26 protein-coding genes are annotated in these 26,258 nt (G+C 70.7%); 16 read left to right on the top strand and 10 right to left on the bottom strand.

All coding sequences use genetic code 11. From position 1 onward, the window contains the following. Positions 1 to 62: 62 nt before the first annotated feature. Entirely contained in the window at positions 63 to 2,225 is a 2,163-nt protein-coding gene (locus tag DFH01_RS11655) for a malate synthase G (RefSeq protein ID WP_109870588.1), read from the top strand. Between the two features lie 22 nt (positions 2,226 to 2,247). Beyond that, the gene (locus tag DFH01_RS11650; protein ID WP_109870587.1) at positions 2,248 to 2,832 is read left to right on the top strand and encodes an HD domain-containing protein; all 585 of its coding nucleotides are present in this window, start codon (positions 2,248 to 2,250) and stop codon (positions 2,830 to 2,832) included. A 36-nt stretch (positions 2,833 to 2,868) separates the two neighbouring features. Here DFH01_RS11650 and DFH01_RS11645 read toward each other — a convergent pair whose 3' ends face one another. The 3 genes from DFH01_RS11645 to DFH01_RS11635 all read right to left on the bottom strand — a co-directional run bounded on the left by DFH01_RS11645 (position 2,869) and on the right by DFH01_RS11635 (position 6,401). Continuing rightward, on the bottom strand, positions 2,869 to 3,978 hold the full coding sequence (locus tag DFH01_RS11645) for a patatin-like phospholipase family protein (protein ID WP_109870586.1): 1,110 nt from the start codon (positions 3,976 to 3,978) through the stop codon (positions 2,869 to 2,871). Between the two features lie 136 nt (positions 3,979 to 4,114). Continuing rightward, on the bottom strand, positions 4,115 to 4,909 hold the full coding sequence (locus DFH01_RS11640; protein ID WP_109870585.1) for a 3-hydroxybutyrate dehydrogenase: 795 nt from the start codon (positions 4,907 to 4,909) through the stop codon (positions 4,115 to 4,117). 67 nt (positions 4,910 to 4,976) lie between these two features. Then, a complete protein-coding gene (locus tag DFH01_RS11635; protein WP_109870584.1) occupies positions 4,977 to 6,401 on the bottom strand; it encodes a dihydrolipoyl dehydrogenase family protein in 1,425 nt (474 codons plus the stop codon). Positions 6,402 to 6,645: 244 nt separating this feature from the next. Between DFH01_RS11635 and rpmH the strand changes: the two genes are divergently transcribed. From rpmH to argB, 7 genes are all read left to right on the top strand, one after another. Further along, the gene (gene rpmH / locus DFH01_RS11630) at positions 6,646 to 6,780 is read left to right on the top strand and encodes a 50S ribosomal protein L34 (protein ID WP_109870839.1); all 135 of its coding nucleotides are present in this window, start codon (positions 6,646 to 6,648) and stop codon (positions 6,778 to 6,780) included. Between the two features lie 21 nt (positions 6,781 to 6,801). Next, positions 6,802 to 7,170, top strand: a complete 369-nt coding sequence (rnpA, locus tag DFH01_RS11625) for a ribonuclease P protein component (RefSeq protein WP_109870583.1) — start codon at positions 6,802 to 6,804, stop codon at positions 7,168 to 7,170. After that, the gene (gene yidD, locus DFH01_RS11620) at positions 7,167 to 7,460 is read left to right on the top strand and encodes a membrane protein insertion efficiency factor YidD (RefSeq protein ID WP_109870582.1); all 294 of its coding nucleotides are present in this window, start codon (positions 7,167 to 7,169) and stop codon (positions 7,458 to 7,460) included. Before rnpA ends, yidD begins: the two co-directional genes overlap by 4 nt. Beyond that, a complete protein-coding gene (gene yidC / locus DFH01_RS11615) occupies positions 7,460 to 9,283 on the top strand; it encodes a membrane protein insertase YidC (RefSeq protein ID WP_109870581.1) in 1,824 nt (607 codons plus the stop codon). Before yidD ends, yidC begins: the two co-directional genes overlap by 1 nt. Before the next feature lie 145 nt (positions 9,284 to 9,428). Further along, a complete protein-coding gene (gene yihA, locus DFH01_RS11610; RefSeq protein WP_109870580.1) occupies positions 9,429 to 10,100 on the top strand; it encodes a ribosome biogenesis GTP-binding protein YihA/YsxC in 672 nt (223 codons plus the stop codon). Between the two features lie 4 nt (positions 10,101 to 10,104). Next, a complete protein-coding gene (locus DFH01_RS11605) occupies positions 10,105 to 10,947 on the top strand; it encodes a DUF72 domain-containing protein (RefSeq protein WP_109870579.1) in 843 nt (280 codons plus the stop codon). A 123-nt stretch (positions 10,948 to 11,070) separates the two neighbouring features. Beyond that, entirely contained in the window at positions 11,071 to 11,955 is an 885-nt protein-coding gene (gene argB, locus DFH01_RS11600) for an acetylglutamate kinase (RefSeq protein ID WP_109870578.1), read from the top strand. On the opposite strand, the gene DFH01_RS11595 is transcribed toward argB, so the two are convergent. The 4 genes from DFH01_RS11595 to DFH01_RS11580 all read right to left on the bottom strand — a co-directional run bounded on the left by DFH01_RS11595 (position 11,945) and on the right by DFH01_RS11580 (position 15,288). Continuing rightward, positions 11,945 to 12,337, bottom strand: coding sequence for a DUF3293 domain-containing protein (locus DFH01_RS11595; RefSeq protein ID WP_109870577.1), 393 nt, complete (start codon positions 12,335 to 12,337; stop codon positions 11,945 to 11,947). The two genes, argB and DFH01_RS11595, sit on opposite strands and share 11 nt — an antisense overlap. Further along, complete coding sequence (locus DFH01_RS11590) at positions 12,337 to 13,518, bottom strand: class I SAM-dependent rRNA methyltransferase (protein ID WP_109870576.1); 1,182 nt, start codon at positions 13,516 to 13,518, stop codon at positions 12,337 to 12,339. Before DFH01_RS11590 ends, DFH01_RS11595 begins: the two co-directional genes overlap by 1 nt. 19 nt (positions 13,519 to 13,537) lie before the next feature. Next, positions 13,538 to 14,425, bottom strand: a complete 888-nt coding sequence (locus DFH01_RS11585; RefSeq protein ID WP_109870575.1) for a DMT family transporter — start codon at positions 14,423 to 14,425, stop codon at positions 13,538 to 13,540. A gap of 74 nt (positions 14,426 to 14,499) precedes the next feature. Continuing rightward, positions 14,500 to 15,288, bottom strand: coding sequence for an aldolase (locus tag DFH01_RS11580; protein WP_109870574.1), 789 nt, complete (start codon positions 15,286 to 15,288; stop codon positions 14,500 to 14,502). A 64-nt stretch (positions 15,289 to 15,352) separates the two neighbouring features. Between DFH01_RS11580 and DFH01_RS11575 the strand changes: the two genes are divergently transcribed. The 3 genes from DFH01_RS11575 to DFH01_RS11565 all read left to right on the top strand — a co-directional run bounded on the left by DFH01_RS11575 (position 15,353) and on the right by DFH01_RS11565 (position 18,184). Then, positions 15,353 to 15,922, top strand: coding sequence for a peroxidase-related enzyme (locus tag DFH01_RS11575; protein ID WP_109870573.1), 570 nt, complete (start codon positions 15,353 to 15,355; stop codon positions 15,920 to 15,922). Between the two features lie 5 nt (positions 15,923 to 15,927). Continuing rightward, positions 15,928 to 17,172, top strand: coding sequence for a Zn-dependent hydrolase (locus tag DFH01_RS11570; protein WP_109870572.1), 1,245 nt, complete (start codon positions 15,928 to 15,930; stop codon positions 17,170 to 17,172). Positions 17,173 to 17,296: 124 nt separating this feature from the next. After that, entirely contained in the window at positions 17,297 to 18,184 is an 888-nt protein-coding gene (locus DFH01_RS11565) for a coiled-coil domain-containing protein (RefSeq protein WP_109870571.1), read from the top strand. A gap of 130 nt (positions 18,185 to 18,314) precedes the next feature. Here the strand turns inward: DFH01_RS11565 and DFH01_RS11560 are convergent, their stop codons facing one another. Then, positions 18,315 to 19,064, bottom strand: a complete 750-nt coding sequence (locus DFH01_RS11560) for a VIT1/CCC1 transporter family protein (RefSeq protein ID WP_233256073.1) — start codon at positions 19,062 to 19,064, stop codon at positions 18,315 to 18,317. Positions 19,065 to 19,392: 328 nt separating this feature from the next. On the opposite strand from DFH01_RS11560, the gene DFH01_RS11555 reads away from it, so the two are divergent. From DFH01_RS11555 to gap, 3 genes are all read left to right on the top strand, one after another. Beyond that, the gene (locus DFH01_RS11555; protein WP_109870570.1) at positions 19,393 to 20,469 is read left to right on the top strand and encodes a calcium:cation antiporter; all 1,077 of its coding nucleotides are present in this window, start codon (positions 19,393 to 19,395) and stop codon (positions 20,467 to 20,469) included. A gap of 212 nt (positions 20,470 to 20,681) precedes the next feature. After that, complete coding sequence (gene tkt, locus DFH01_RS11550; RefSeq protein WP_408609188.1) at positions 20,682 to 22,730, top strand: transketolase; 2,049 nt, start codon at positions 20,682 to 20,684, stop codon at positions 22,728 to 22,730. Between the two features lie 42 nt (positions 22,731 to 22,772). Beyond that, positions 22,773 to 23,792: a type I glyceraldehyde-3-phosphate dehydrogenase gene (gap, locus tag DFH01_RS11545; RefSeq protein ID WP_109870569.1), complete on the top strand. Its 1,020-nt coding sequence runs from the start codon at positions 22,773 to 22,775 to the stop codon at positions 23,790 to 23,792. A 188-nt stretch (positions 23,793 to 23,980) separates the two neighbouring features. On the opposite strand, the gene DFH01_RS11540 is transcribed toward gap, so the two are convergent. Beyond that, positions 23,981 to 24,403, bottom strand: a complete 423-nt coding sequence (locus DFH01_RS11540) for a DUF6636 domain-containing protein (RefSeq protein WP_146217040.1) — start codon at positions 24,401 to 24,403, stop codon at positions 23,981 to 23,983. Positions 24,404 to 24,429: 26 nt separating this feature from the next. Here DFH01_RS11540 and DFH01_RS11535 point away from each other — a divergent pair, with 26 nt between their 5' ends. Further along, positions 24,430 to 25,623 (top strand): phosphoglycerate kinase, encoded by a 1,194-nt coding sequence (locus DFH01_RS11535; RefSeq protein ID WP_109870567.1) that lies wholly within the window; start codon positions 24,430 to 24,432, stop codon positions 25,621 to 25,623. A gap of 1 nt (position 25,624) precedes the next feature. On the opposite strand, the gene DFH01_RS11530 is transcribed toward DFH01_RS11535, so the two are convergent. Further along, positions 25,625 to 26,200: a hypothetical protein gene (locus DFH01_RS11530; RefSeq protein ID WP_109870566.1), complete on the bottom strand. Its 576-nt coding sequence runs from the start codon at positions 26,198 to 26,200 to the stop codon at positions 25,625 to 25,627. Positions 26,201 to 26,258: the final 58 nt, after the last annotated feature.

Below are 26,258 nucleotides of genomic sequence, written 5' to 3'. Positions count from 1 at the left end.
AACCCCCGCCGCGCCGCCGCCGGCCGCTATCCGGATGAGCGGCCAGGGACGGGGTGAAAGACGTGTCAGGAACGGTCCATATCGGCGGGCTCGGCGTGGCCCAGGCGCTGCGGGATTTCATCGACAACGAGGCGTTGCCCGGTACGGGCGTGGAACCTGCGCGCTTCTGGAACTCGCTCGAGGCGATCCTGCGGGACTGGGCACCGCGCAACGCCGAGCTTCTGGCGAAGCGGGATGCGCTCCAGGCGAAGCTCGATGCCTGGCACCGCGCCAACCCGGCGCGTCCGGTGGACCTCGGCGCCTACAAGGCGTTTCTGACCGAGATCGGCTACCTGCTGCCGGAGCCGGGCGACTTCAGCATCGGCACCACGGACGTGGATCCCGAGATCGCGCAGATCGCCGGGCCGCAGCTTGTGGTGCCCGTCTCCAATGCCCGCTACGCGCTGAACGCGGCCAATGCCCGCTGGGGTAGCCTGTATGATGCGCTCTACGGCACCGATGCCATCCCGGAGACGGACGGCGCCGGGAAGGGCAAGGGCTACAACCCGGCGCGCGGCGCGAAGGTCATCGCCTTCGCCCGCAAGGTGCTGGATCGCGCCGCGCCGCTGGCCGGCGGCATCTCCCACGCCGATGCGACGGGCTACGCGATAGAGAACGGCGCGCTGACCGCGACGCTCAAGGACGGGCGCAAGGTGGGTCTCGCGCGGCCCGGCCAGTGCGTGGGCTACCAGGGCGACGCCTGGGCGCCGGCCGCGATCCTGCTGGTGAACCACGGCCTGCACCTGGAGATCCGGGTGGACCGCACCAGCGCCATCGGGAAGGACGACCCGGCGGGCATCGCCGATGTCGTGCTGGAATCGGCGCTGACGACGATCCAGGATTGCGAGGATTCCGTCGCCGCGGTGGATGCCGCCGACAAGGTGGCTGTCTACCGCAACTGGCTCGGCCTGATGAAGGGCGACCTCTCGGCTGATCTGGAGAAGGGCGGGAAGACGATCACCCGCCGCCTCAACCCCGACCGCAGCTACAAGACGCCGGGCGGCGGCGCGGTGACGCTGCCGGGTCGCTCCGTGATGCTGGTGCGCAATGTCGGCCATCACATGATGACCGACGCGGTGACGCTCGAGGGCAAGGAGGTGCCGGAGACGGTGCTGGACGCGATGGTGACGGTGGCGATCGCCCTGCACGACATCCGCGGCAAGCGCCTGAACTCCCGCGCCGGCAGCGTCTACATCGTGAAGCCCAAGATGCACGGGCCGGAGGAAGTGGCGGCCGCCGACGCGCTCTTCGCGAAGGTCGAGGATGCGCTCGGCCTCAAGCGCGCAACGCTCAAGATGGGCATCATGGACGAGGAGCGCCGCACGACGGTGAACCTCAAGGCCTGCATCAAGGCCGCGAAGGACCGCGTGGTCTTCATCAACACCGGCTTCCTCGACCGCACCGGCGACGAGATCCACACCTCGATGGAAGCCGGCGCCGTGGTGCGCAAGAACGACATGAAGGGCCTTTCCTGGATCAAGGCCTATGAGGACTGGAACGTGGATGTCGGGCTCGCCTGCGGCCTGCGCGGCCGCGCCCAGATCGGCAAGGGCATGTGGGCGATGCCCGACATGATGGCGGCGATGCTGGAGCAGAAGGTCGGGCATCCGAAGGCCGGCGCGAACACCGCCTGGGTCCCCTCCCCCACCGCCGCGACGCTGCATGCGCTGCACTACCACGAGGTGGACGTCGCCGCGCGCCAGGCAGAGATCGCCTCCGGCGGCCGCCGCGCGAAGCTCGACGACATCCTGACGGTGCCGCTGGCGCGCGAGACGAACTGGGCGCCGGCCGACGTGCAGGCGGAGCTCGACAACAACGCGCAGGGCATCCTGGGCTATGTCGTGCGCTGGGTGGACCAGGGCGTCGGCTGCTCCAAGGTGCCCGACATCAACGATGTCGGTCTGATGGAGGACCGCGCGACGCTGCGCATCTCCTCCCAGCACATCGCCAACTGGCTGCGCCACGGCATCTGCTCGAAGGAGCAGGTGATGGAGACGATGCGCCGCATGGCGGCGGTCGTGGACCGGCAGAACGCCGGCGATCCGGCCTATGTCCCGATGGCGCCGGGCTTCGGCGGGCCGGCCTTCAAGGCCGCCTGCGACCTCGTGTTCGAGGGCACGGCGCAGCCGAACGGCTACACCGAGTTCGTGCTGCACCGCCGCCGGCGCGAGGCCAAGGCGGCCTGACCCGCGGGGCGGCGCCGCAGCGATGGATGCAAGCATCCTGGCCGAGCTGCAGCGCCGCTATGCGGAGCCGCACCGCGCCTTCCACCGCTGGCCACGCGTGGCGGAGCTGCTCGCGCAGGCCGAGGACGTGGCGGCGGCGATCGCCGACCGCAGCGCCTTCATCCTGGCCGTGCTGTTCCACAAGGCGGTGTTCGACCGGCGCGAGGCAGATGGCGCAAGGCGCAGCGCGGCGCTGATGCGGGAGATGGTCGGCACCGGCGCGCCCGACTGGACGCTGGCGCGGGCGGAGCGGCTGATCCTGGCGCTCGACGCGCAGAAGGTGCCCGAGACGAGGGATGCGTCGCTGCGCGGCGACGCGGCTCTCCTGCTCGACATGGACAATGCGGTGCTGGGGTCGCCTTCGGCTGATTTCGACGCCTATGAGGTCGGCTACCGCGAGGAATTCGCGCATCTGCGCGAGGACAACTACCGCCTCGGCCGCGTGGCGGCGCTGCAGATGCTGATGTGGCGCGAGCGCATCTTCCTGACGGACCGCTACTACCTGCCCTTCGAAAAGCGCGCACGGCGGAATGTGGAGCGGCTGCTGACGAAGCTGGAAGGCCGGTAGACGCCCGGCGTTGCGGCGCGCTCCTTCGCTCTTCTGCTACAGGAAGCGCGCCCTGATATCCACGCTGCTCTCGCGCCCGAGCTTGTCGAAATGCTCGGTCAGCCACTTCGCTGCGGCGTCGCGCCCATAGCCCTTCAGCGTCTGCAGGAAGCGCCAGTCGCCATTCAGCTTTGTGGACAGCTTGAACTCGCGCATGCGCTCCTCGTCCTCGATCACATGCAGGAACAGGCGCCGGTAGCGCGGCTGCTCCAGCCGGCCGGCATCCAGCAGGCGCTGCACGAAGTCGATCGCGCGCATCTCCGCCATCAGCGAGGCGTTGAAGCTGATCTCGTTGAGCCGGTTGGTGATGTCGGTCGGATGCGTCGGCAGTTCCTCGCGCACCGTCGGATTCAGCTGCACCAGCACGAGGTCGGGCGCGCCGCCCTGCTCGTAGAGCGGCCAGAGCGCCGGGTTGCCCAGATAGCCGCCATCCCAGTAGGGCTCGCCGTCGATCTCCACGGCCTTGAAGAACTGCGGCAGGCAGGCGGAGGCCATGATGACGTCCACCGTCACCTCCTCCCGCGTGAAGACGCGCGGCTTGCCGGTGCGGACGGAGGTGGCGGAGATGAAGAGCTTGGGCCCCTTCCCCGTGCGCAGCACCTCCGGGTCCACCGCCTGCTCCAGCACGGCGCGCAGCGGGTTCCAGTCATAAGGCGTCGGGTTGATCTGGTAGGGCGAGAGCATGCGCGTCAGCGTCTCGAAGGTCTGGTAGGCGAAGGACCAGGTCAGGTCGTGCCCCCAGATCGCCTTCTCGAGCGGCGTGTTCTGCAGCGGCGAGACGGACATGCGCGACGCCGCGTCGTGCCAGAGGCGATCGAGCGCGGCGCGCGCGCCCTCCCGCCCGCCTTCGCAAAGGCCCTGCACGAAGACGGCGGCGTTCACCGCGCCGGCGGAGGTGCCGGAGACGGCGTCGAACTCCAGCCGGTCATCCTCCAGCAGGCGTTCAAGGACGCCCCAGGTGAAGGCGCCATGGGTGCCACCGCCCTGCAGCGCGAGGTTCAGGCGCTTCAGTGCGGCGGGCCTGCTGACGGCTGGGCGGGAGAGTGGGGTCGCGCCCGTGCCGGCACGGGTGTCGGCAGCCTCGCGGAGGAATTCGTCCTCGATCATCGGCGGTTGCGCGGCCCCCACCCCGACGCTCCCCCGCACAGCGGGGGAGGGAGAAGAGTGCGACCCTTCGGCGCCTTCCCCCGCTTCGCGGGGGAGGGTTGGGAGGGGGCCAGGATGACCGCGCCGGGGCCGCCCCTCACTGCGCGATCCAGCCGCCATCCACGGACAGCGCCGTGCCGTTGACGGAGCCGCTGTTCGGCCCGGCGAGATAGGCCGCGGCCTCCGCGATCTCTTCGACCTCCACCCATTTCTTCGTCGGCTGGCGTTCGAGCAGGTAGTCGGTCAGCGCGGCCTCCTCGCTGACGCCGTGCTTCTCGGCCAGCGGCTTCACCTGCGCCTCGGCCAGCGGGGTGCGGACGAAGCCCGGGCAGATCGCGTTGCAGGTGACGCCGGTGCGCGCGACCTCGAGCGCGACCGACTTGGTCAGCCCCATCACGCCGTGCTTGGCGGCGACATAGGCGGTCTTGAAGGGGCTCGCGACCAGGCCGTGCGCGGAGGAGACGTTGATGATCCTGCCCCAGCCCTTCGCCTTCATCGCCGGCAGCGCCGCCTTGATGGCGTGGAAGTTGGACACGAGGTTGATCGCGATCACCCGCTCCCACTGGTCGTCGGGGAAGTCCTCCACCGGCGAGACATGCTGCACGCCGGCATTGTTCACCAGGATGTCGCAGGCGCCGAGGCTCGCGACGCAGGAGGCCACCATGGCGCGGATCTCGGGCGGCTTCGACATGTCGGCGGGCGAATAGGGCGCCTCCGCCAGGCCCATCTCGGCGCCGATCTCGGCACGGACGCGGGCGATGTCCTCGGGCTTGCCGAAGCCGTTGAGCATCACCTTGGCGCCCTCGCGCGCGAAGCGCCGCGCGATGGCCAGGCCGATGCCGGAGGTGGAGCCGGTAATGAGGGCGATGTGCCCTTCCAGCAGCCTGGCCATGTCCGTGCTTTCCTCGTCCGAATTCTTCTGCCGCGCTGCAGCAACCGCGCCGGTGCCGGAGGGTTGCTCAGGGCAGGCGCCAGAGCAAGCCGACGAGACGTTTCGAGAAGGTTGAAAGAAATTTGGGGGCGTAGAAATCGCCGGCCGCGCGCTTCGCCGCCTCGGCGAGCGTCGGATAGGGCAGCACAAGGCCGGCAAGCGCCGAGAGGGGCAGCTTGCGGCCGATCATCAGGCCGAAGACGCCGGCCATCTCGCCCGCATGCGGCCCCAGCACGCCCGCCCCGAGCAGCCGGCCCTTCGGGTTGACCACCAGCTTCACCAGACCGTCCTCGATCCCCTCGGCGACCGCGCGGTCGGTCTCGGGCAGCGGGAAGCGGTAGGGACGCGGGTCGAGGCCGGCCTCGAGCGCCTCGGCCTCCGTCATCCCCACCTGGGCGAGCTCGGGGCCGGTGTAGGTCACGCGCGGCAGGGCGGCGTAGTCCACCCTGGCCGGCAGGCGGAACAGCATCCGCCGCGCCAGCACCCCGGCATGCTGGGACGCCACATGGGTGAAGGCGCGCGGCCCGATGCCGCGCGGATCTGCGATGTCGCCCACCGCCCAGACGCGGCGGTTGGAGAGGGAGCGGAGGCCTTCATCCGTCGCAATGCCGCGCGGAGTCGCCTCGATGTTACCGGCCTGGAGGTCGAGGCCCTTCAGCCGCGGCGCGCGGCCGACGGCCAGCAACAGATGGCTGCCGGCGATGCGCGTGCCGTCCTCCAGCACCGCCGTCAGGCCCGGGCGGTCGGGCTCCACAGACGCAAGCCTGGCCCCTTCCAGCAGGGTCACGCCCTCTCGGACGAGGACCCGGCGGAGCCCCTCGGCCAGTTCCGGGTCGTCGCGGCCGGCGATCCGGCCGGCCTCGATCACCGTGACACGGCAACCCAGGCGCGCATGGGCCTGCGCCATTTCGAGCCCGATCGGGCCGCCGCCGAGGATCAGCAGGTGCTCCGGCTTCTCCTCCAGGTCGAAGATCGTCTCGTTGGTGAGCCAAGGCACCGGGCCGAGTCCGGGGATGTCCGGCACCACGGCGCTCGACCCGGCGGCGATCACGCAGCGGCGGAAGGTCAGGCGCCGCCCCCTGGCCTCGATCTCGTCCGGCGCGGTGAAATGGGCGGAGGCGCGGATCACCTCCACGCCCATGCCCCGGAAGCGCGCCTCCGAGTCGGTCGGCGCGATTCGGGCGATGGCGCCCCGGACATGGGCGCGGACGGCGGGCCAGTCGATCTCGGGCTCGCTGACGCGGACCCCGAAGCGACCGGCATGGCGGGCCGCGGCCGCGGCATGGGCCGCGGCGAGCAGCGCCTTGGAGGGGACGCAGCCCCAGTTCAGGCAATCGCCCCCCATCTCCGCGCGCTCGATCAGCGCGATGCGCAGGCCGAGGGCGGCGGAAAGCGCCGTGGTCGAGAGGCCGGCGGCGCCGGCCCCGATCACCACCAGGTCGAAATCGGGCATGCTGCGGTCCTTGCGGCCGGTGGGATTAGCGCAGGCCGGCGGTCCGGCCCAGGGCGGGACCTCGCCGACGAGGTCGGTTGACGCGGGGTGGCCGCGCTCCCTATACCTCCGCGCCTCCGCCGGGGCCTGCGCGATCATCCCGCGCCTGCCGCCGGCGGAGCCTTATTTGCAGCATGTGCAGCCGGGTCGCACGGCCGCCCTGGCCAAGGCCGGCGGCCAAGCCCAGACCTGCGGGAGTCCGATCGTGAAGCGTACCTACCAGCCTTCGAAGCTCGTCCGGAAGCGCCGGCATGGCTTCCGCACCCGCAGCGAGACGGTGGGCGGCCGCAAGGTGCTGGCCAATCGTCGCGCCAAGGGGCGCAAGCGTCTCTCCGCCTGACGGCCGGGTGCGGGGCGTGCCATGCCGGCGCGACCGCCGCGCCTGAAGCAGCGTCGTGAGTTCCAGCGCGTGGCCGCAAAGGGTCAGCGCGCGGCGCGGCCGGGACTGGTTCTCCAGGCGCTTCCGGCGCCGGGACAGCCTTTGCGCGTCGGCTTCACCACGACGAAGAAGCTCGGCAACGCGGTGACGCGAAACCGCGCGCGACGGCGGCTGCGTGAGGCCGCGCGGCTGCTGCTGGGCGATGGCCGCACCGCAGGCTTCAACCTGGTGCTGATCGGGCGGGACGCGACGGCGACGCGGGATTTCGAGACCCTGCTCGGTGACCTGCGCGGCGCGCTGCGCCAGGCGGGCGTCAGCCCGGCGCAGCGGGTGGCGGAGCCCGTGCGATGACACCGCAGCAGCACCTGCTGCGCGGCGCGATCCGCACCTACCAGCTCACCCTGCGGCCGATCATCGGCTGCAATTGCCGCTTCTACCCGCATTGCAGCGAATACGGGCTGGAAGCGGTGGCGGTGCATGGCGCGCTGAAGGGCGCCTGGATGACCGGCCGTCGCATCCTGCGCTGCAACCCCTGGCATCCGGGCGGCTACGACCCGGTCCCGACCCCTCTTCCCTCCGGCCCGATGGCCGGACCCTCCTCCGGCCTGCCGGCCGGAACGAAAGGTTCTCCCCTTCCGTGATGGACCAGAAGCGCCTTTTCGTCGCGATCGCCGCCTCGATCGCCATCCTGCTCCTGTTCGACCTCTGGAATCGTCCCGCGCGGGAAGCCGAGCAGGCGCGGCTGGAGCAGCAGCGCGCGGCGCAGCAGGCCACCCAGGCTGCGCCCGCCGCAACCGCGCCCGTCCCCGCGCCGGCAGCGCCCGGCGCCGCGCCGGCCGCGGCACCCGGCACCGCTACGGCCGTCGCCAGCCAGGGGCGCGCGCCGGAGCAGCGCGTGGCGCTCGAGAACGCGACGCGGATGCTCGGCACCGTCAACCTGCGCGGCGCCCGTTTCGACGACCTGGTGCTGAAGGGCTACCACGAGACGGTGGACCGCAACTCGCCGCTGGTGCGCCTGCTGGCGCCGCGCGGCGATGCGCACCCGTATTTCACGCAGTGGGGCTGGACCGCCGCGGATGGTCGCACCGCGGTCCCGGACCAGGAGACGGATTGGCGCGTGGAGGGCGGCACGCTCTCGCCCGGCAACCCGATCACGCTGCGCTGGGACAACGAGACGGGCCAGGAATTCCGCATCCGGCTGGAGGTGGACCAGGACTACATGGTCACCGCCACCCAGTCGGTGGTGAACCGCGGCGCCGAGCCGGTGCAACTGCTGCCCTGGACCCGGGTGCGGCGGGAGCGCACGCCGCAGACCGCCGGCTTCTTCATCCTGCATGAGGGCTTCACCGGCGTCCTCGACGGCCGGCTGCACGAATGGACCTACAAGGACGCGCGCGAGGAGGCGCAGCGCCGCAACGGCGCCGCCTTCGAGCAGGAGAGCACCGGCGGCTGGGCCGGCTTCTCCGACAAGTACTGGCTGACGGCGCTGACGCCGGCCGACCAGTCGACGCCGATCCGCACCGCCTATCGCCATGTCTCGGAACTCGGCCAGGACCGCTGGCAGGTGGACATGGCGCCGCCCGCGGCGCTGACGGTCGCGCCCGGCGCCGAGGCGAGCTTCGCGACCCGTGCCTTCTCCGGCGCCAAGGAGGTCAGCCTCCTCGACGCCTATGAGGAGCGCTACGGCATCGTCGATTTCTGGAAGGCGATCGACTTCGGCTGGTTCTGGTTCCTGACGAAGCCCTTCTTCCACGTGCTGCACTTCCTGGGCGTGCTGTTCGGGAATTTCGGCGTGGCCATCCTGGCCTTCACCTTCCTGCTGAAGCTGCTGTTCTTCCCGCTGCAGAACAAGGCGTACAAGTCGATGGCGCGGATGAAGGTCCTCGCGCCGAAGATGACCGAGATCCGCGAGCGGTACAAGGACGACCCGGCCAAGGCCCAGGCCGAGATGATGGCGCTGTATCGCAGCGAGAAGGTGAACCCGGCCTCGGGCTGCCTGCCGATCCTGATCCAGATCCCGGTCTTCTTCTCGCTCTACAAGGTGCTGTTCGTCACCATCGAGATGCGGCACGCGCCCTTCTTCGGCTGGATCCGCGACCTCTCGGCGCCCGACCCGACCAACCTGTTCAACCTGTTCGGCCTGCTGCCCTTCGACCCGATGCAGTGGTCGGCGCTGTTCCACATGCCTGTCTGGGCCATCCTGATGGGCATCACGATGTTCCTGCAGTTCAAGCTGAACCCGACGCCGCCGGATCCCATCCAGGCCAAGATCTTCGCCTGGATGCCGCTGATCTTCACCTTCATGCTGGCCAGCTTCCCGGCAGGCCTGGTGATCTACTGGACCTGGAACAACCTGCTCTCCATCGCGCAGCAGTGGTACATCCTGCGGCTCGACCAGCAGCGGCAGGTCAAGGCAGGGGCGGCCATCCCGCCGCCGCCGAAGCCGGCGAAGGCCAAGAAGTGAGAACCATGCGTGCGGATCGTGTCCGATCCGCCCTCAATCGCCGGCGCGCGCCTCCGCGCGCTTGGCTACGCCGCATAAGCGGCGGGCGCCGTTCGGCGCCTCGGCCCGCTGCACGGGCCGCAGGTCCCGCTCAGTGGGATCTGGCATGACCGCGGGCGGGCTTCTCGAAGCCCGGACCGAGGCGGAGCGCGAGGCGCTGATCGAGGCCGGGCGGAAACTCTTCGCCGGGCCTTGCCGCTTCTTCTACGCGGCGCAGAGCATCGACCAGCTGCCGCCGGTGACGGAGGTGCCGGAAGTGGCGCTGTGCGGGCGGTCCAATGTGGGCAAGTCTTCGCTGATGAACGCGCTCACCGGACAGAAGGCGCTCGCGCGCGTCAGCCACACGCCGGGTCGCACGCGGCAGCTCAACTTCTTCGACCTGGCGGAGGGCAAGCTCACCCTCGTGGACATGCCGGGCTACGGCTACGCGCAGGCGTCCAAGGCGGTGAAGGCGGACTGGCAGGGGCTGATGTTCGACTTCCTGCGCGGGCGCCCTTCGCTGCGGCGCGTGCTGCTGCTGATGGATTGCCGGGTGGAGACGAAGCCCGCGGACCGCGCCGCGATGCAGCTGCTGGGCGAAGCCGCGGTCGCCTACCAGTTCGTGCTGACCAAGGCGGATTCAGTGAAGCCCGCTCAGCGCGAAAAGCGGATCGAGGAGGTCCAGGCGCTGGCGCGCAAGCAGACCGCCGCGCATCCGCTGGTGATCGTCACCAGCAGCGAGACCGGCGAGGGCATCCCCGAGCTGCGCGCCGAGATCGCCGCGATGGCGGCCGCATAGCGCGATGGCGAAGCGCGCCGGACGCATCCGCGCGGGCATCGCCGGCTGGGTCTTCCCGCCCTGGCGCGGCAGCTTCTACCCGAAGGGGCTGAAGCAGAAGGACGAGCTCGGCTTCGCCGCCCGCGCCTTCACCACGCTGGAGGTGAACGGCACCTTCTATTCCATGCAGCGGCCCGAGACCTTCGCGGCCTGGGATGCGGAGACGCCGGAAGACTTCGTCTTCACGCTGAAGGGCCCGCGCTACATCACCCATATGAAGCGCCTGAAGGATTGCGAGCTTCCTCTGGCGAACTTCCTGGCCAGCGGCGTGCTGCGCCTCGGCAAGAAGCTCGGGCCGATCCTGTGGCAGCTCCCGCCCAACATGGCCTTCGAGGCCGAGCGGCTGGAGGGCTTCCTGGCGCTGCTGCCGCATGACCGGGCGGCGGCGGCGAAGCTCGCGGCACAGCACGAGCCCCGGATGCAGGGCCGTGCCTGGCTCGATCCCGGTCCGAAGGCGCCGCTGCGTCACGCGATCGAGCCGCGGCACCCGAGCTTCGCCGACCCCGCCTGCGTCGCGCTCTGCCGCAAGCATGGCGTGGCGCTGGCGATCACCGACGGCATCCCGGACTGGCCGCAGTTCCGGGAGCTGACGGCCGATTTCGCCTATCTGCGCCTGCACCTCTCGGACACGCAGGTGGCGGGCTACGACGCGGCCGCCATCGCGGCCTGGGCGAAGCAGGCGAAGGCCTGTGCCAAGGCCGGGCAGGACGTGTTCATCCTGTTCGACGCGGCGGGGGACGAGACGGTGAAGGTGCATACCCCGGCCAATGCGTCGGCGATGCTGCAGGCCTTGGCCGCAGCGGGTTGAACGGTTGCGCGGCCCCCACCCCGACCCTCCCCCGCACAGCGGGGGAGGGAGCAGAGGGCGCGCTCCCTTGACCCCCGGGCCGCTGCCTCCTATCCGCGCGGCGATCCAGGGGACGCCCACGACATGACCGACGACGCGCTCGACCAGATGGCGATCCTCGCCGGCGCGCTGCCCTTCCTCAAGCGCTACGACGACCAGATCGTCGTGGTGAAATACGGCGGCCACGCCATGGGCGAGGAGGAGACGGCGCTGCGCTTCGGCCGCGACATCGCGCTGCTGGAGCAGGTGGGCGTGAACCCGGTGGTGGTGCATGGCGGCGGGCCGCAGATCAACGCCATGCTCAAGCGGCTGAACGTGAAGTCCACCTTCGTGCAGGGGCTTCGCGTCACGGATGCCGAGATGCTGGACGTGGTCGAGATGGTCCTTGCCGGTCCGGTCAACAAGCAGGTGGCGGAGGCCATCACCCGCGCGGGCGCGATGGCCGTCGGCATCTCGGGCAAGGATGGCGGGCTGATCCGCGCGCGCAAGCTGACGCGCACGGTGCGCGACCCCGGCAGCAACATCGAGCAGGTGCTGGACCTGGGCTTCGTGGGCGAGCCGGAGGAGGTGAACCCGCGCGTGCTGGAACTGATGATCGGCGCGGACATCGTGCCGGTGGTCGCGCCCGTGGGCGTCGGCGCGGACGGCCAGACCTACAACATCAATGCCGACACGGTGGCGGGCGCGATCGCTGGCAAGCTGCGCGCCGAGCGGCTGCTGATGCTGACCGATGTGCGCGGCGTGCTGGACCGCGAGGGGAAGCTGATCCCCGAGATGACCGTGGCCGAGGTGCGCCGCGGCATCGAGGAGGGTTGGATCTCGGGCGGCATGATTCCGAAGGTCGAGACCTGCATCTATGCCGTGGAGCGCGGCGTGAAGGGCGCGGTGATCCTGGACGGCCGCGTGCCGCATGCGGTGCTGCTGGAGCTGTTCACCGATGGCGGCGCGGGGACTCTGATCAAGCCGTAGGCGCGCCGTCCCGTCGCAACATCACCAGCCGGGCCGGGCGGCCCGGCGCGATCACGACGATGGCGTTCTGCCGGAAGCGTCGCGCGAGCCGCGCGATGCGGCGCGGATCGCCGGCCACAAGCAGGTGCCGCTCCCACCAGGCGCCGGCCTGGCCGATCCCTTCGGCGAGCACCCTGCCGCGCGCGGCCTGTCGCAGCCGCACGAGCATGCGGTCGTTCCAGCCTTCCGGCATACGGCGGCTGAAGGGATTCCAGGCGGTGACGAAGGCGGCCGAGGATGCGCCGCGGCGTCGCAGCAGCGCATCGAAGGCCGGGCTGCGCGCGCCGATGCGCACGCTGACGCCGCCCGCCTCGTAGTCGCTGCGGAGATAGGCGGCGCGCATCAGTCGAGGGCGAAAAGCTGGCCCTTGAGATAGGCGCTCTCGGGCAGCGCCGGATGCACGGGATGGTCCGGCCCGGCGCCGACGCTGGCGAGGATTCGTCCCCGGCGATGCGCACGATGCACGCCCCAGGCGACCGCTTCCGCGAAGTCGGCGGGGCCGACATGGTGGCTGCAGGAGGCGATGAAGAGGATGCCGCCCGGCGACGTGACCGTCGCCGCGAGGCGCGCGAGCTTGGCGTAGCCGCGCAGCGCGGCCGGGATGTCCTTCCGCGTCTTGGCGAAGGCGGGCGGGTCGGCGATCACCACATCGAATCGGCGGCCGCTGGCAGCCATGCGTTCCAGATGCTCCAACGCCTCGGCCTTCAGCGGCGTGACGCGGTCGGCGAAGCCGGCCCGGGTGGCGGCCTGCATGGCGAGGTCGAGCGCATGCTCGCTGCGGTCGAGCAGCGTGACGGCCGCCGCGCCGGCCTGCGCCGCGGCCAGGCCGAAGCCGCCGAGATGGCAGAAGGCGTCCAGCACCGTGCAGCCCTTGGCCAGCCGCGCGACCATCAGGCGGTTCGGGCGCTGGTCGAAGAACCAGCCGGTCTTCTGGCCACCGAGCAGGTCCACGGGAAAGGCGAGGCCCGCTTCCTCGACCGTCGCGGTGCCGTCCGTGCCGTGCAGCAGCGCGACGCCTTCCTCCAGCCCCTCCAACTTGCGGACGGCGGAGTCGTTGCGGGCGACGACGACGCGCGGATCGAGCAGCTCGCGCAGTGCCGCAAGAATGTCGGGCAGCGCGCGGTCCATGCCGGCGGTGTTGGCCTGCACCGCCAGCGCATCGCCGTAGCGGTCCACCACCAGGCCGGGCAGGCCGTCGGCCTCGGCATGCACCAGGCGGTAGAAGGGCGCGTCGAACAGACGCTGGCGCAGCGCCAGGCAGGCGGCGAGTCTCGTGCGGAACCAGCCGGCATCGCAGGGCACGGCGGGGTCGGGATCGAGGAAGCGCGCGGCAATCAGGCTGTGCGGGTTGAAGTGCCAGGCGCCGTGCTTCACGCCGTCATCGCCTTCGAGGCGCACGACGCACCCGGCCGGCAGCGCGCGCGCGGCCTGCGTCATGACGATCTCGTTGGAGAAAGCCCAGGGATGGCCCGCCTTCACACGGCGGTCGGCGCCGGGGTTCAGGCGCAGCAGCGGTCTGTCCATGCACCGGCTTATGCGGCGATCACCCCCGGATGGCCAGCACCACGCCGGAGATGGTCAGCGACAGCGCGATCAGCTCTCGCGCGCCGAGCGGCTCGCCCAGGAAGACCGCGGCGGTCGCGACGCCGACCACCGGCGTCAGCAGCGTGCCCGCCGCGGCGGCGGAGGCCGGAAGGCGCCGCAGCGCCGCGAACCAGGCGAGGTAGCAGAGGCCGAGCGGACCGATGCCGCCATAGAACAGCAGCAGCCAGGAGCGCCCGGAGAGATCGGCGAAGTCTACGCGCTCGAAGAGCAGCGCGCAGGCCAGCAGCGGCGCGCAGCCGATGCCGGTCTGCCAGGCCACCTGCGCCGCCGGCGGCAATGCCACAGGCCAGCGCTTGGTGATGACGGTGCCGAGCGAGAACAGTACGGCCGCGGAGAGCGCGAAGGCCGCGCCCGGCAGCTTTTGCAGCCCCGCCTCGATCCCGTTGCCCAGCACCAGCACGGCTAGCCCGGTGAACCCGATCGCCAGAGCCACCATGCGGCGTGCGGTGATCGCTTCCCCCAGCACCAGCCAGGCGAAGATCGAGGCCCAGACCGGCATGGTGTAGCAGACGATCGTCGCCTCGCCGGCCGCGAGCCAGAGCAGCGAGAAGGTCGCCAGTCCCATCCAGGCAGTGACGTTCAGCAGGGAGGCGAGCACCAGGCGCGGGACCAGCGCGCGTGGGACGGCCAGCGATTCGCCGCGCCACACGGCAATCAGCGCGAGCAGCGCGACACCGGCCACCGCGGTGATGGCGCGGATGGAGAAGGGCGGGACCTGCTCCAGCAGCAGCTTCATCGCCGGCCAGTTCACCCCCCAGCCGATGACGGTGGTGAGGAGCAGGAGCAGGCCGGTGGTGTCGGGGGATTGCCTGCGCTCGGGTCGCATCAGCGCTGCGCCCCCCTCACCCAACCCTCTCGCCCCTGAGGGGGGAGAGGGCAAGGATCAGCGAGGAAGATGGCTCAATCCGCGAAATCAGGCTCTTCCTTCGCCAGGATGCGCTTCACGCTTTCCAGGTGCAGGCGCGCGCTCTCGCGGTCGCCTTCGCGCATCTGGGCATAGGTCTTGGCCGCCATCGCCGGCGGCACCGACTTCAGCGTGCGGCCGGTGGAGAGCGCCAGGCGCTGCGCCTCCGCGGCGCGTTCCAGGTAGTAGAGGTCGTCCCAGGCTTCGGCGGCGTTCGGGCCCACCACCATCACGCCGTGGTTCTTCATGAAGACGATGTCGGCATCACCGATGCTCGCAGCGATGCGGTCGCCTTCCTCGGTGTCCAGCGCGAGACCGTTGTAGTCCTCGTCCACCACGGTGCGGCCGTAGAATTTCAGCGCGCTCTGGCCCGCCCAGAGCAGCGGCGGGCCTTCCAGCATGGCCAGGCTGGTCGCGTTCGGCATGTGCGTGTGGAAGCAGGCCTTGGCGCGCGGGACGTTCTTGTGGACCCGGGCATGGATGAAGAAGGCCGTCGCCTCCGGCACGCCCTCGCCGGCGATCACGTTGCCCGCGAAGTCGCAGACCAGCAGGCGGGAGGCGGTGACCTCCGCGAAGGCCCAGCCATAGGGGTTCACCAGGAACAGGTCGTCGCGGCCCGGCACGACGAGCGAGAAATGGTTGCAGATGCCTTCATGCATTCCAAGCCGGGCTGCCATGCGGAAGCAAGCGGCCAGATCGATGCGGGCCTGGCGCACGGCTTCCGCATCGAGCTCGGAATTGCGAAGCAGGGCCGGGGCGGCGGGCGTGCCAAGGGCATGGGCCATGGTGTCGTTCTCCTCGCCCCGATGAATCGCAGGCCGGCGCGCCGCCGGCAAGGAGTGTTGCCACGTGTCGGACGCGATCAGCGCCTTTCCCGTCCCCGACCTCGCCACCCTGCCGGAGGACATCCGCGCACGCATCGCGGCAGTGCAGGAGAAATCCGGCTTCGTGCCGAACATCTTCCTGGCGCTGGCCTGGCGGCCCGAGGAGTTCCGCGCCTTCATGGCCTACCACGACGCGCTGATGAACAAGCGCGAAGGCCTGACGCCGGCGGAGCGCGAGATGATCGTCGTCGCCGTCTCCATCGCCAACCAGTGCCAGTATTGCGTGGTGGCGCATGGCGCGATCCTGCGCGTGCGGGCAAAGGATCCGGCGATCAGCGAGCTGGTCGCGGCCAACTGGCGCAAGGCGCGGCTGCCGGCGCGGCAGCGCGCTATGCTGGACTATGCGACGAAGGTGGCGCAGGCGTCGCACCTGGTCTCCACCGCCGATCGCCGGGCAGTGCTGGATGCCGGCTTCACGCCGGACGAGCTGTGGGACATCGGCGCCATCGCGGCCTTCTTCTCCATGTCGAACCGGCTTGCCAATGCGATGGACCTGCAGCCAAACCAGGACTTCCAGAAGATCGGACGGGGCTGAGCGCCATGGGCGGCACCAACCAGCGCATCGACGGCAAGCGGCTGTGGGACAGCCTGATGGCGATGGCCGAGATCGGCGCCACGCCGAAGGGCGGCGTGAAGCGGCTGACGCTGACCGAGGTGGACAAGGCCGGCCGCGAGCGCTTCACGCAATGGTGCGAGGCGCTCGGCCTGACGGTGCGCGTGGACGCCATCGGCAACATGTTCGCGCGTCGCGAGGGCCGTGATCCGAAGCGGTTGCCGGTGCTGTTCGGCAGCCACCTCGACAGCCAGCCCTCGGGCGGGAAATTCGACGGCGCGCTTGGCGTGATCGCCGGGCTCGAGGTGATGCGCACGCTGAACGACCTCAACATCACGACCGAGGCGCCGCTGGAGCTGGTCAACTGGACCGACGAGGAAGGCAGCCGCTTCGGCCATTCGCTGATGGGCAGCGGCGCCTGGGCCGGCGTCTATCCGCTGCCCAAGGTCTATGGCCTGCAGGACGTCGATGGCGTGACGGTGGAGCAGGCGCTGACCGCCATCGGCTACAAGGGCGAGCACAAGGCCGAGCCCTTCCCGGCCGACGCCTATTTCGAGTTGCATATCGAGCAGGGCCCGATCCTGGAGAAGGAGGGCAAGACCATCGGCGTGGTCACCGGCGCGCAGGCGCAGGTGTGGTGGGATGCGCGCATCGTCGGCCAGGACAGCCACGCCGGCACCACGCCGCCCTATGCGCGCAAGGACGCGCTGGTGGCGGCGGCGAAGGTGATCGAGCTGGTGGACCGCCGCATGCGCGAACGCGGCGATGACGGGCGCGGCACGGTGGGATACGTGAAGGTCGTGCCGAACAGCCGCAACGTCGTGCCGGGCGAGGTGCTCTTCAGCGTCGAATTCCGCCACCCCGACACCGCGCAGATCGAGCACCTGGCCGCGAGCTTCCCGCCGGAGGCGATGGCGCTGGTGGAAGGCACCGGCTGCCGGCTGGAACTGACGGAACTGTTCCGCTTCCCTGCGCAGCCCTTCGATGCGGAGTGCGTCGCGTTGGTGCAGCAGGCGGCCGACCGCCTCGGCTTCGCCTCGCGCCGCATCATCTCGGGCGCCGGGCATGACGCGGTCTATGTCGCGCGGAAGCTTCCGACGGCGATGATCTTCACCCCCTGCAAGGACGGGCTCAGCCACAACGAGGCCGAAAGCATCCTGCCGGAGGAAGCCGAGGCCGGCTGCCAGGTGCTGTTCGAAGCGGTGGTGGCGCGGGCGAACCGCAGCGCGTAAGGCGGCCCGATGACCGGAGGGCCGTCAGGCTCGAAACCTGAATCGGCCCACTCGACCGAGACGCCCCGCTGCAACCGACCGGCGTCCCCGGCTGTTCCACAACGGAACATCCCGGGATGCCCGCATGAACCCGCTTTCCTGGCCACGCCAGGCACAGCTCGCCCTGGCCCTCCTGTTCCTGCTGCTGCTGGTCGGCTGGGGGCTTGCGCTCAGCCGCGGGGCCGATGTGCGGGAGATACAGGCGCGGCTCGAGGCAGCTGACCTGCGCATCGCCGAGCTTGAGGGCGCGCTGGCGCGGGAACGGGCGGCAGCAGGCGATCTCGCAGCCATCCAGCAGCGCCTGCAAGCTGCGCGACAGCAGGCGGCGGAGGCCGAGCAGCGTCTTCGGGTTCTCCTTCCGCAGGTGGCGCAGGCCGAACGGCAGCTCGGCACCCTGCAGCCCCAGGCGGCGCAGGCGCGCGAAGCGCTCGCCAGCGCCGAAGGGCGCCTGTCGGACCTGGCGACGCAGGATGCCGCGTTGCAGCAGCGGGCGTCGGAGGCGGAGCAGCGCCTGGCTTCCCTGAACCAGGCCTTGCAGCAGGCGCAGGAACAGCTTGCCACGCGTCAGGACGCGTTGCGCCAGGCCGAGGCGGAGCAACAGCGCCTCGCGGCCTCGCGCGATTCCACGGCGGAGGCGCTGCGCGCCCTGCAGGCGCAGTCCGCACAAGCCGCAGCGGCGGTCCAGGGGGCGCAGGCCCGGGTCGAGGAGCTGGTCGCGCAGTCCGGCCGTGCGCAGGAAACGCTGACGGCCCGAGAGGCCGCGATCGCCGCGGCGCAGCAGGAACTGAGCGGGCTGAACGACCGCAAGTCGCTCGCCGAGGCCGACCTTGCGGCGCGGCGCAGCGCGGTCGCCGAAATCGAGGCGCGGCTCGCGCAGATGCGCCAGGCGCTCGGGGAGGAGGAACAGCGGCGACAGGCGGCGACGCCGCAGCAGCCCCGGCCGACCCAGGCGCCGACGCCGACGCCGAATTGAGCGGCACGGCGCCCTCAGCGAGCGCGAGCGGAATGAGCTCCTGCCCGGTCACGCGCGGCCCTCCGCGCCCGCCCGCACCGGGCGCGCGGCCGTCCCGATGAATGGCGCGGGCCGCCCGAGGTTTCCGCCGTCAGTGCCCGAAAAGGGAGGCGACGAGATAGGCGACGAGCGCGGCGGTGCCGCCGATCGCCAGCGTCTGCAGCGCGCCGCGCACAGGCGGCAGGCCGGTGGCGCGCGCCTTGAGCCAACCGAAGCCGAGCAGCGCCGCGCCCGTCATCAGCGAGGAGACGACCAGCGCAGGCCCCGTCGTGCTGAAGATCATGTAGGGCGCAAGCGGGATGAGGCCGCCGACCACATAGGCGCCGCCGATCGTGGCCGCCGACTTCGCCGCGCGATTCGGGTCGGGCTCGGTGAGCTCGAGTTCGAATCGCATCATGAAGTCCACCCACTTCTTGCGGTCGGAGGCGATGGCCTCCACCGCCTGGCGCAGCACCTCCCCGCGCACGCCGTAGCGGTGCAGGATCGCCGCCACCTCCCACTTCTCGCGGTCGGGGTAGATCCGACTTTCCTCTTCCTCCCGCCGGCGCTCGGCGGCGTAGTGCTCCGCGTCGGTGCGCGCGGCGAGGTAGCCGCCGAGGCCCATGGCGACGCAGCCTGCGGCGATCTCCGCAAGGCCCGCCGTGACGATCAGCGGGTTCGCGGCGACGGCGCCGGACAGGGCGGCGGCCAACGCGAAAGGCACGGTCAGCCCGTCCGCGGTGCCGATCACCAGGTCGCGCACCGTGGCGTTCTGGGTGAAGTGCTTTTCCTCATGCGGCGGGCCCGGGGGCATGGGCGGCAGGCCGTCGCGCGTCGCCTCCGGCATCGGTACGTCGTGCATGGCGCGGAGACTAGCCGGCGCGCAACGGACGCGCCACCGCACTTCCCGCGACGCGGCGGCGGAAACGCAGATGCGAAGCATTCTCGCCGCCAGCCGCGGCGGGCCTTCCTCCTCGGCACTGCCGAAGCGCAGCCGCTGCAGATCCGCGAGATCGGCAGCCTGAATGTCGGCGGGCGGATCGCCGAGATCAGCGATCATGATGGACACCAGCAGCGACGACGTGGCCGGGCGGATCCAGGCCTGGATGGATCGCCGCGGCCTGATGCGCTGAGGGTCGGTCGGCGGGGAGAAGGTTCCGGCTCGGGCAGACCTGCCCTACCCTGCCGGAATGGCCGTCCCGACCGACCGACTTCCGCCCTGGACCATCGGCGTGCCGGTGGTCGCGCTCGGCGTGGATTTCGCGCTCCATGGCGTCGTCTCGCCGCTTGTCGGCGCCGTGCTGGCGGTGACGCTGCTGGCAGTGGTGAAGGCGGCCGTCCACCATGCGGAGCTCGTGGCCGTGCGCGTGGGCGACCCGTTCGGCGCGGTGATCCTGGCGTTGGCGGTCACGGTGATCGAGCTCGGGCTGATCGTCTCCATCATGCTTGGCGAGAACCCGCAGCCGACGTTGATGCGCGACACGATCCACGCGGTGGTGGTGCTGGTGCTGCACGGCCTGGCCGGCGCCTGCATCCTGGTGGCGGCGGTGCGGCACACGGAGGGCGAGTATCGCACCCAGGGCGCGCAGGCCTACCTGATCGTGCTGCTGCCCATGGTGGCCGCGGCGCTGGTGCTGCCGAACTTCACCATCAGCGCGCCCGGCGCGTTCTACAGCCCGGCGCAGCTGGGTTTCGTCAGCGTCGTCTGCCTGCTGCTCTATGCCGCCTTCACCTTCGTCCAGACGGTCCGGCACCGGGACCACTTCATGCCGGTCAAGCCGCTCGAGAAGGTGGTCGCGCGGCCGGAGGGGCGGCTGGCGCTGCTGTCGCTCGGGATGCTGGTGGTGGCTCTGACGGCGGTGGTGCTGCTGGCAAAGTCCTTCTCGCCCTACATCCAGGCGGCCGTCACGGCGATCGGCGCGCCGGAGGCGCTGGTCGGCGTGATCGTGGCGGCGATCGTGCTGATGCCGGAATCGGCGACCGCGCTGACGGCCGCCGTGCAGGACCGGCTGCAGACCTCGATCAACCTGGCGCTCGGCTCGGCCGTGGCGAGCATCGGGCTCACCATCCCGATCGTCGCGGCCATTGCCTGGTGGAACGGCCTGCAGCTGGAGCTCGGCGTCTCGCCCGGCGGGGCTGTGCTGCTGGCGCTGTCCTTCATGATGGCGCTGATCACCTATGGCAGCGGGCGGGCCAGCCTGCTGTCGGGCTTCGTGCACCTGATCCTGTTCGCGATGTGGCTGGTGCTGGTGATCATCGAGCCCTGATGGGGAAGCTTTTCGCTGCCTCAGGCGCGGGCGCGCCTTCCGGGCGCTTGGCTTGCGCGCCTCGGACATGCTGTGCCCGATGGCGCTGTGGCGAGCCGCGCGGCGCCGCTTTGCGGCGCTTTCCGGCGAGGGCCGGCGCACCGCCCCGCCGGCCCGCGGGTTGCCCGGACCCCTGCCCGCCTCTATAGCGGCGGCGCCGAAAGGATCGCCCATTGGCCAGCACGGAACCCGACACCAAGCCGCGGGCAGAGCCCAACGCGGCCCAGGCGCTGCAGGCCGCCCTCCTCGCCCGCCCGGCCAGCGAGGCGCGGCGCATGGCGGATGCCATCCGCGCGCTCGCCATCGACGCCGTGGAGCAGGCGAAGTCCGGCCATCCCGGCATGCCGATGGGCATGGCCGATGCCGCTACGGTCCTGTTCACGCGCTTCCTGAAATACGACGCCGCCGACCCGCGCTGGCCCGACCGCGACCGCTTCGTGTTGAGCGCCGGGCATGGCTCCATGCTGCTCTATTCGCTGCTGCACCTGACCGGGCAGGCCGGCATGGGCATCGAGGAGCTCCGCAATTTCCGGCAGTTGCACTCGCCGGCCGCGGGGCATCCGGAATTCGGCGAGCATCCGGGCATCGAGACCACGACGGGCCCGCTCGGCCAGGGCATCGCGACGGCCGTCGGCATGGCGCTGGCGGAGCGGCATCTGGCGGCGCGCTTCGGCAAGTCGCTGGTGGACCACCGGACCTGGGTCATCGCCTCCGACGGCGACCTGCAGGAGGGCGTCAGCCACGAGGCCGCCTCGCTGGCCGGACATCTCCGGCTGGACCGGCTCTGCGTGCTGTGGGACGACAACTCCATCTCGATCGACGGCGACACGGCGCTGTCCTTCACCGACGACACGCTGAAGCGTTTCGCGGCCTATGGCTGGGCCACGCGCCGGGTGGACGGGCACGACCATGAGCAGGTGGCGGCCGCGCTCTCCTGGGCGATGCGCAACCGCAAGCCGACGATCATCGCCTGCAAGACGATCATCGGCTTCGGCTCGCCGGCGAAAGCCGGCACGGCGGCGAGCCACGGCTCCCCGCTCGGCGCGGCGGAGGCGGCGGCGGCGAAGTCCCTGCTCGGCTGGAACCACCCGCCCTTCGAGGTGCCGGAGGGGCTGAAGACGCGCTGGGAGGAGGCCGGCCGCCGTGGCGCCGGCACGCGGCGCTCCTGGCTGAAGCGCCTCGCGAAGCATCCGCAGCGAGAGGAGTTCGAGCGCGCCTGCACCGGCCGCCTGCCGGAAGGCTGGCAGGAGAAGCTGGCCGAGCTCCGCGCCGCGCAGGCGGCCGAGAAGCCGAAGCTCGCGACGCGCGTCGCCAGCCAGAAGGCGCTGGAGGCGCTTGTGCCGGCGGTGGCGGAGATGGTGGGCGGCTCGGCCGACCTCACCGGCTCGAACAACACCAATGTGAAGGGCGTGCCGGCGATCAGCCCCGGCAACTATGCCGGCCGCTACGTCCATTACGGCGTGCGCGAGCACGGCATGGCGGCGGCCATGAACGGCATGGCGCTGCATGGCGGCATCATCCCCTATTCCGGCACCTTCCTGGTCTTCGCCGACTACATGCGCCCGGCGATCCGCCTGGCGGCGCTGATGCGCCAGCGGGTGATCCATGTGCTGACGCATGACAGCATCGGCCTCGGCGAGGACGGGCCGACGCACCAGCCGGTGGAGACGCTGGCCTCGCTGCGGGCCATCCCCAACCTGTTCGTGTTCCGCCCCGCCGATGCGCTGGAGACGGCGGAGTGCTGGGAGCTGGCCGTGAAGCGCGCGGACGGGCCGAGCGTGCTCGCGCTGTCGCGCCAGAACCTGCCGGCGCTGCGCTTCGAGGCCGGGGAGAACCGCGCGGCGCGCGGCGGCTACGTGCTGGCCGAGGCGTCCGGCCCGCGCCGCGCGACGCTGATCGCCACGGGGTCCGAGGTGCACCTGGCGGTAGCCGCGCGCGAGGCGCTGGAGGCGGAGGGCATCCCGACCGCCGTCGTCTCGCTGCCCTGCTGGGAACTTTTCGCCCTGCAGGACGAAGGATACCGCGCCGAGGTTCTGGGCAGCGCGTTGCGCGTCGGCATCGAGGCGGCGATCCGGATGGGCTGGGAGCGGTGGCTCGGCCAGGATGGCGTGTTCATCGGCATGCAGGGCTTCGGCGCCAGCGCGCCGGCCGAGGCGCTGTTCCGCCATTTCGGCATCACCGCCGAGGCGCTGGTCGCCACCGTGAAGAAGCGGTTGGCCTGACGAGACGTTTGGTCTGGTTTCCCCGGGGAAGGAACTGAAGAAATGGCCGTGAAGGTTGCGATCAACGGGTTCGGGCGCATCGGGCGCCTGGTGCTGCGCGCGATGATCGAGAGCGGGCGCGACGACGTGGAATGCGTCGCGATCAACGATCTCGGCAGCCCGGAGGCGAACGCGCATCTGTTCAAGTATGACAGCGTGCATGGCCGCTTCGCCGGCGAGGTGAAGGTGGTGGACGGCGCGCTGCACATCACCAAGGGCGGCCGCAGCTGGGGCCCGATCAAGGTCAGCGCGCAGCGTGAGCCGTCGCAGGTGCCATTCCAGGGTGTGGATGTCGCGCTGGAATGCACCGGCATCTTCACCTCCAAGGCGAAGGCGCAGCCGCTGATGGCCGCCGGCGCGCGCAAGGTGCTGATCTCGGCGCCGGCGGACGAGGTGGACGCGACGATCGTCTACGGCGTGAACCACAAGGTCCTGACGAAGGAGATGACGGTCGTCTCCAACGCCTCCTGCACCACCAACTGCCTGGCGCCGATGGTGCATGTGCTGCACGGCAAGTGGGGCGTGCAGCGCGGCTACATGGTGACGATCCACGCCTATACCGGCGACCAGAACACGGTGGACACGCTGCACAAGGACCTGCGGCGCGCGCGCGCGGCGGCGGTTTCCATGATCCCTACCTCCACCGGTGCGGCGAAGGCGGTGGGCCTCGTGCTGCCGGAACTGAAGGGCAAGCTGGACGGCACAGCGATCCGCGTGCCGACGCCGAATGTCTCGCTGGTGTCGCTCGACGTGAACCTCGCGGCGGACGGCGTCACGAAGGATGACGTGAACGCGGCGATGAAGGCGGCTTCCGAGGGCGAGCTGAAGGGTATCCTCGGCTACGAGACGGAGCAGCTGGTGTCGGTGGACTTCAACACCAACCCGATGAGCTGCACCTTCGACGCGACGCAGACCCAGAGCCTGGACGGCGGCAAGCTGATCCGCGTGATGGGCTGGTACGACAACGAGTGGGGCTTCAGCAATCGTATGTCCGACACGGCCGCCCTGTTCGGGCGTCTCTGATATCGGTGCCCTCAGACGCCGGGCGCCGCCTCCGGCGGGCGGCGCTTCTCAATGCCCTCAGACGCCGGGCGCGCGCTCCGCTTCGCGCCGGCCACTGGCGCGCGGGACATAGCTGACGGTCTGGGCGCGGGCCGCTATCGCGGCCTCGCCCGCCTGCGGCGGGCGCCTGGTCTGGCGCGCTCTTGGTGTCAGAACAGGTCGAGCTTCGAGCGCGATGCCTGGAAGCCGTGGCCGGCGGCGTTGGTGCAGCGCAGGCCGGCTTCCTCCGACTCGCAGCTGATCCCGGGCACGATCCAGCGGGCACCGTAGCCCAACACGAAGGCCTCGTCGTTGCGCACGGCCGCGCCACTGCATGGCAGCGCGACGGCCCCCTCGGGCCGCAGCGCGAGCCTTCCTTCCCAGGCAGGGCTGCAACCCGCGGCCTCGGCCGGCGTCGGGTAGCTGCGGTCCAGCACGTCGCAGCGCAGCGTGTCCTGCCGGAAGCGGCATTGCACATTCCCGGAAGGTGTCTGGAAGGACGGCGGGGGTGGTTGGAAGGCCGGCTGGGCCGATGCTACCACCGGGATCAGCAACAAGGCCGCCAGGGCACCGAGCGCAGCGGTCGCTTTCATTCCGTTCCCTCGCCAGGACAAGAGCCATGCCGTTCCGCACCCTCGACGACCTCGACGCCTCGGGCAAGCGTGTGCTGCTGCGGGCCGACCTGAACGTGCCGGTGCGCGATGGCAAGATCACCGACCGCACCCGGATTGAGCGCCTGCTGCCGACCATCCGCGAACTGGCGGACAAGGGCGCGCGGGTGATCGTGTGCAGCCATTTCGACCGGCCGAAGGGCAAGCGCGTGCCGGAGATGTCGCTGAAGCCGATGGTGGAGGCGCTGTCGGCCACGCTGAACCGCCCTGTGGCCTGGGCCGATGACTGCATCGGACCGGCGGCGGATGCGGCCGCGGCGAAGCTGCAGGATGGCGAGGTCCTGCTGCTGGAGAACACCCGCTTCCACGCCGGCGAGGAAAAGAACGACCCCGCGGTGGCGCAGGGCCTCGCGGAGCTCGCCGATCTCTATGTCAACGACGCCTTCTCCGCCGCCCACCGCGCCCATGCCAGCACCGAGGGCGTGGCGCATCTGCTGCCCTCCTATGCCGGGCGCCTCATGGAGGCCGAGCTGAAGGCGCTGGATGCCGCGCTCGGCAACCCGTCCCGCCCCGTCGTCGCGATCGTCGGCGGCGCCAAGGTGTCCACCAAGCTCGAACTGCTGGGCAACCTGATGAAGAAGGTGGACGTGCTGGTGATCGGCGGCGCCATGGCGAATACCTTCCTCGCCGCGCAGGGCCATGCCGTGGGCAAGTCCCTGCAGGAGGCCGAGATGCACGATACTGCCCGGCAGATCATGGCGGACGCCGCGGCGACCGGCTGCGAGATCCTGCTGCCGCTCGACCTGGTCGTGGCGAGTGAGTTCGCGCCGAACGCCATGACGCGCACCGTCGCCGCGGACCGCGTGCCGCCGGACATGATGGCGCTGGATGTCGGGCCGGACACGGTGGACGCGATCGAGGCGAAGCTCCGCAAGGCCTCCACGCTGGTCTGGAACGGCCCGCTCGGCGCCTTCGAGACGCCGCCCTTCGACCAGGCGACGGTGGCGGTGGCGCAGAGCGTCGCGTCGCTGACCGCTTCGTCTGGCCTGAAGTCCATCGCCGGCGGCGGCGACACCGTCTCCGCGCTGCGCCATGCGGGGGTGCTGACGCGGATGACCTATGTCTCGACAGCGGGCGGCGCCTTCCTGGAATGGCTGGAAGGCAAGACGCTGCCGGGCGTTGCGGCGCTCGAGGCGGCGTAGCTCAGGCCCGCCGTCGCGTCAGGCCGAGCGCGAGGAGCGCGGGCGCGAAAACCAGGAGCGCCGCAGGCGCCGACACCACGGCAACAGGCTCGGCGACCGTGACCCGATATGCCCAGGGGTCCGGCTGACTGAAGCTGCCCGACACATCGGCGCTGAAGAACGAGGGGAAGTTGAGGGTATGGTTCGCACCGACATAGTAGGTGCCGAGCCGGTTGGGTGCCGCGAAGGTTCCGGCATAGGCGCCGGAGGCGGACTGCAGGTTCACCGGCGCGATCACGCTGTCGAACAGGTTGATCTGGCCATAATTCGCGGGATCGCCGGGCTGGCCCACCGGGGCGAAGAAGACCAGGTAGAGCTGGGTCGGACAGCCCGGGCAGCCGATGGCATTGTAGGCGGCCGACCAGCTTCCCGTGATGGAAAAGGCCTCGCCCGGGTCGAGCACGAGCTCCGTCGGTCCGGTCGGTGTCACCGTCAGCGTGTAGTTGGTGCGCAGGAACGTCGCAGCCTGCGCGCTTCCCGCGGCAAGCATGATGGCAGCCAGTGCCCCGATGGCGCTCCGCACCCCTCGCATCGGCATCACCCCTTCGATTCCTTACGGATGCGGGAAGGATACGAATACCAGAGCGCGTAAACAA

Source organism: Falsiroseomonas bella (genome assembly GCF_003173615.1).
GTDB classification, from domain to species: Bacteria; Pseudomonadota; Alphaproteobacteria; order Acetobacterales; family Acetobacteraceae; genus Falsiroseomonas; species Falsiroseomonas bella.
The sequence above is the reverse complement of the archived record's forward strand: the minus strand, read 5'-3'. Positions and strand labels throughout refer to the sequence as shown.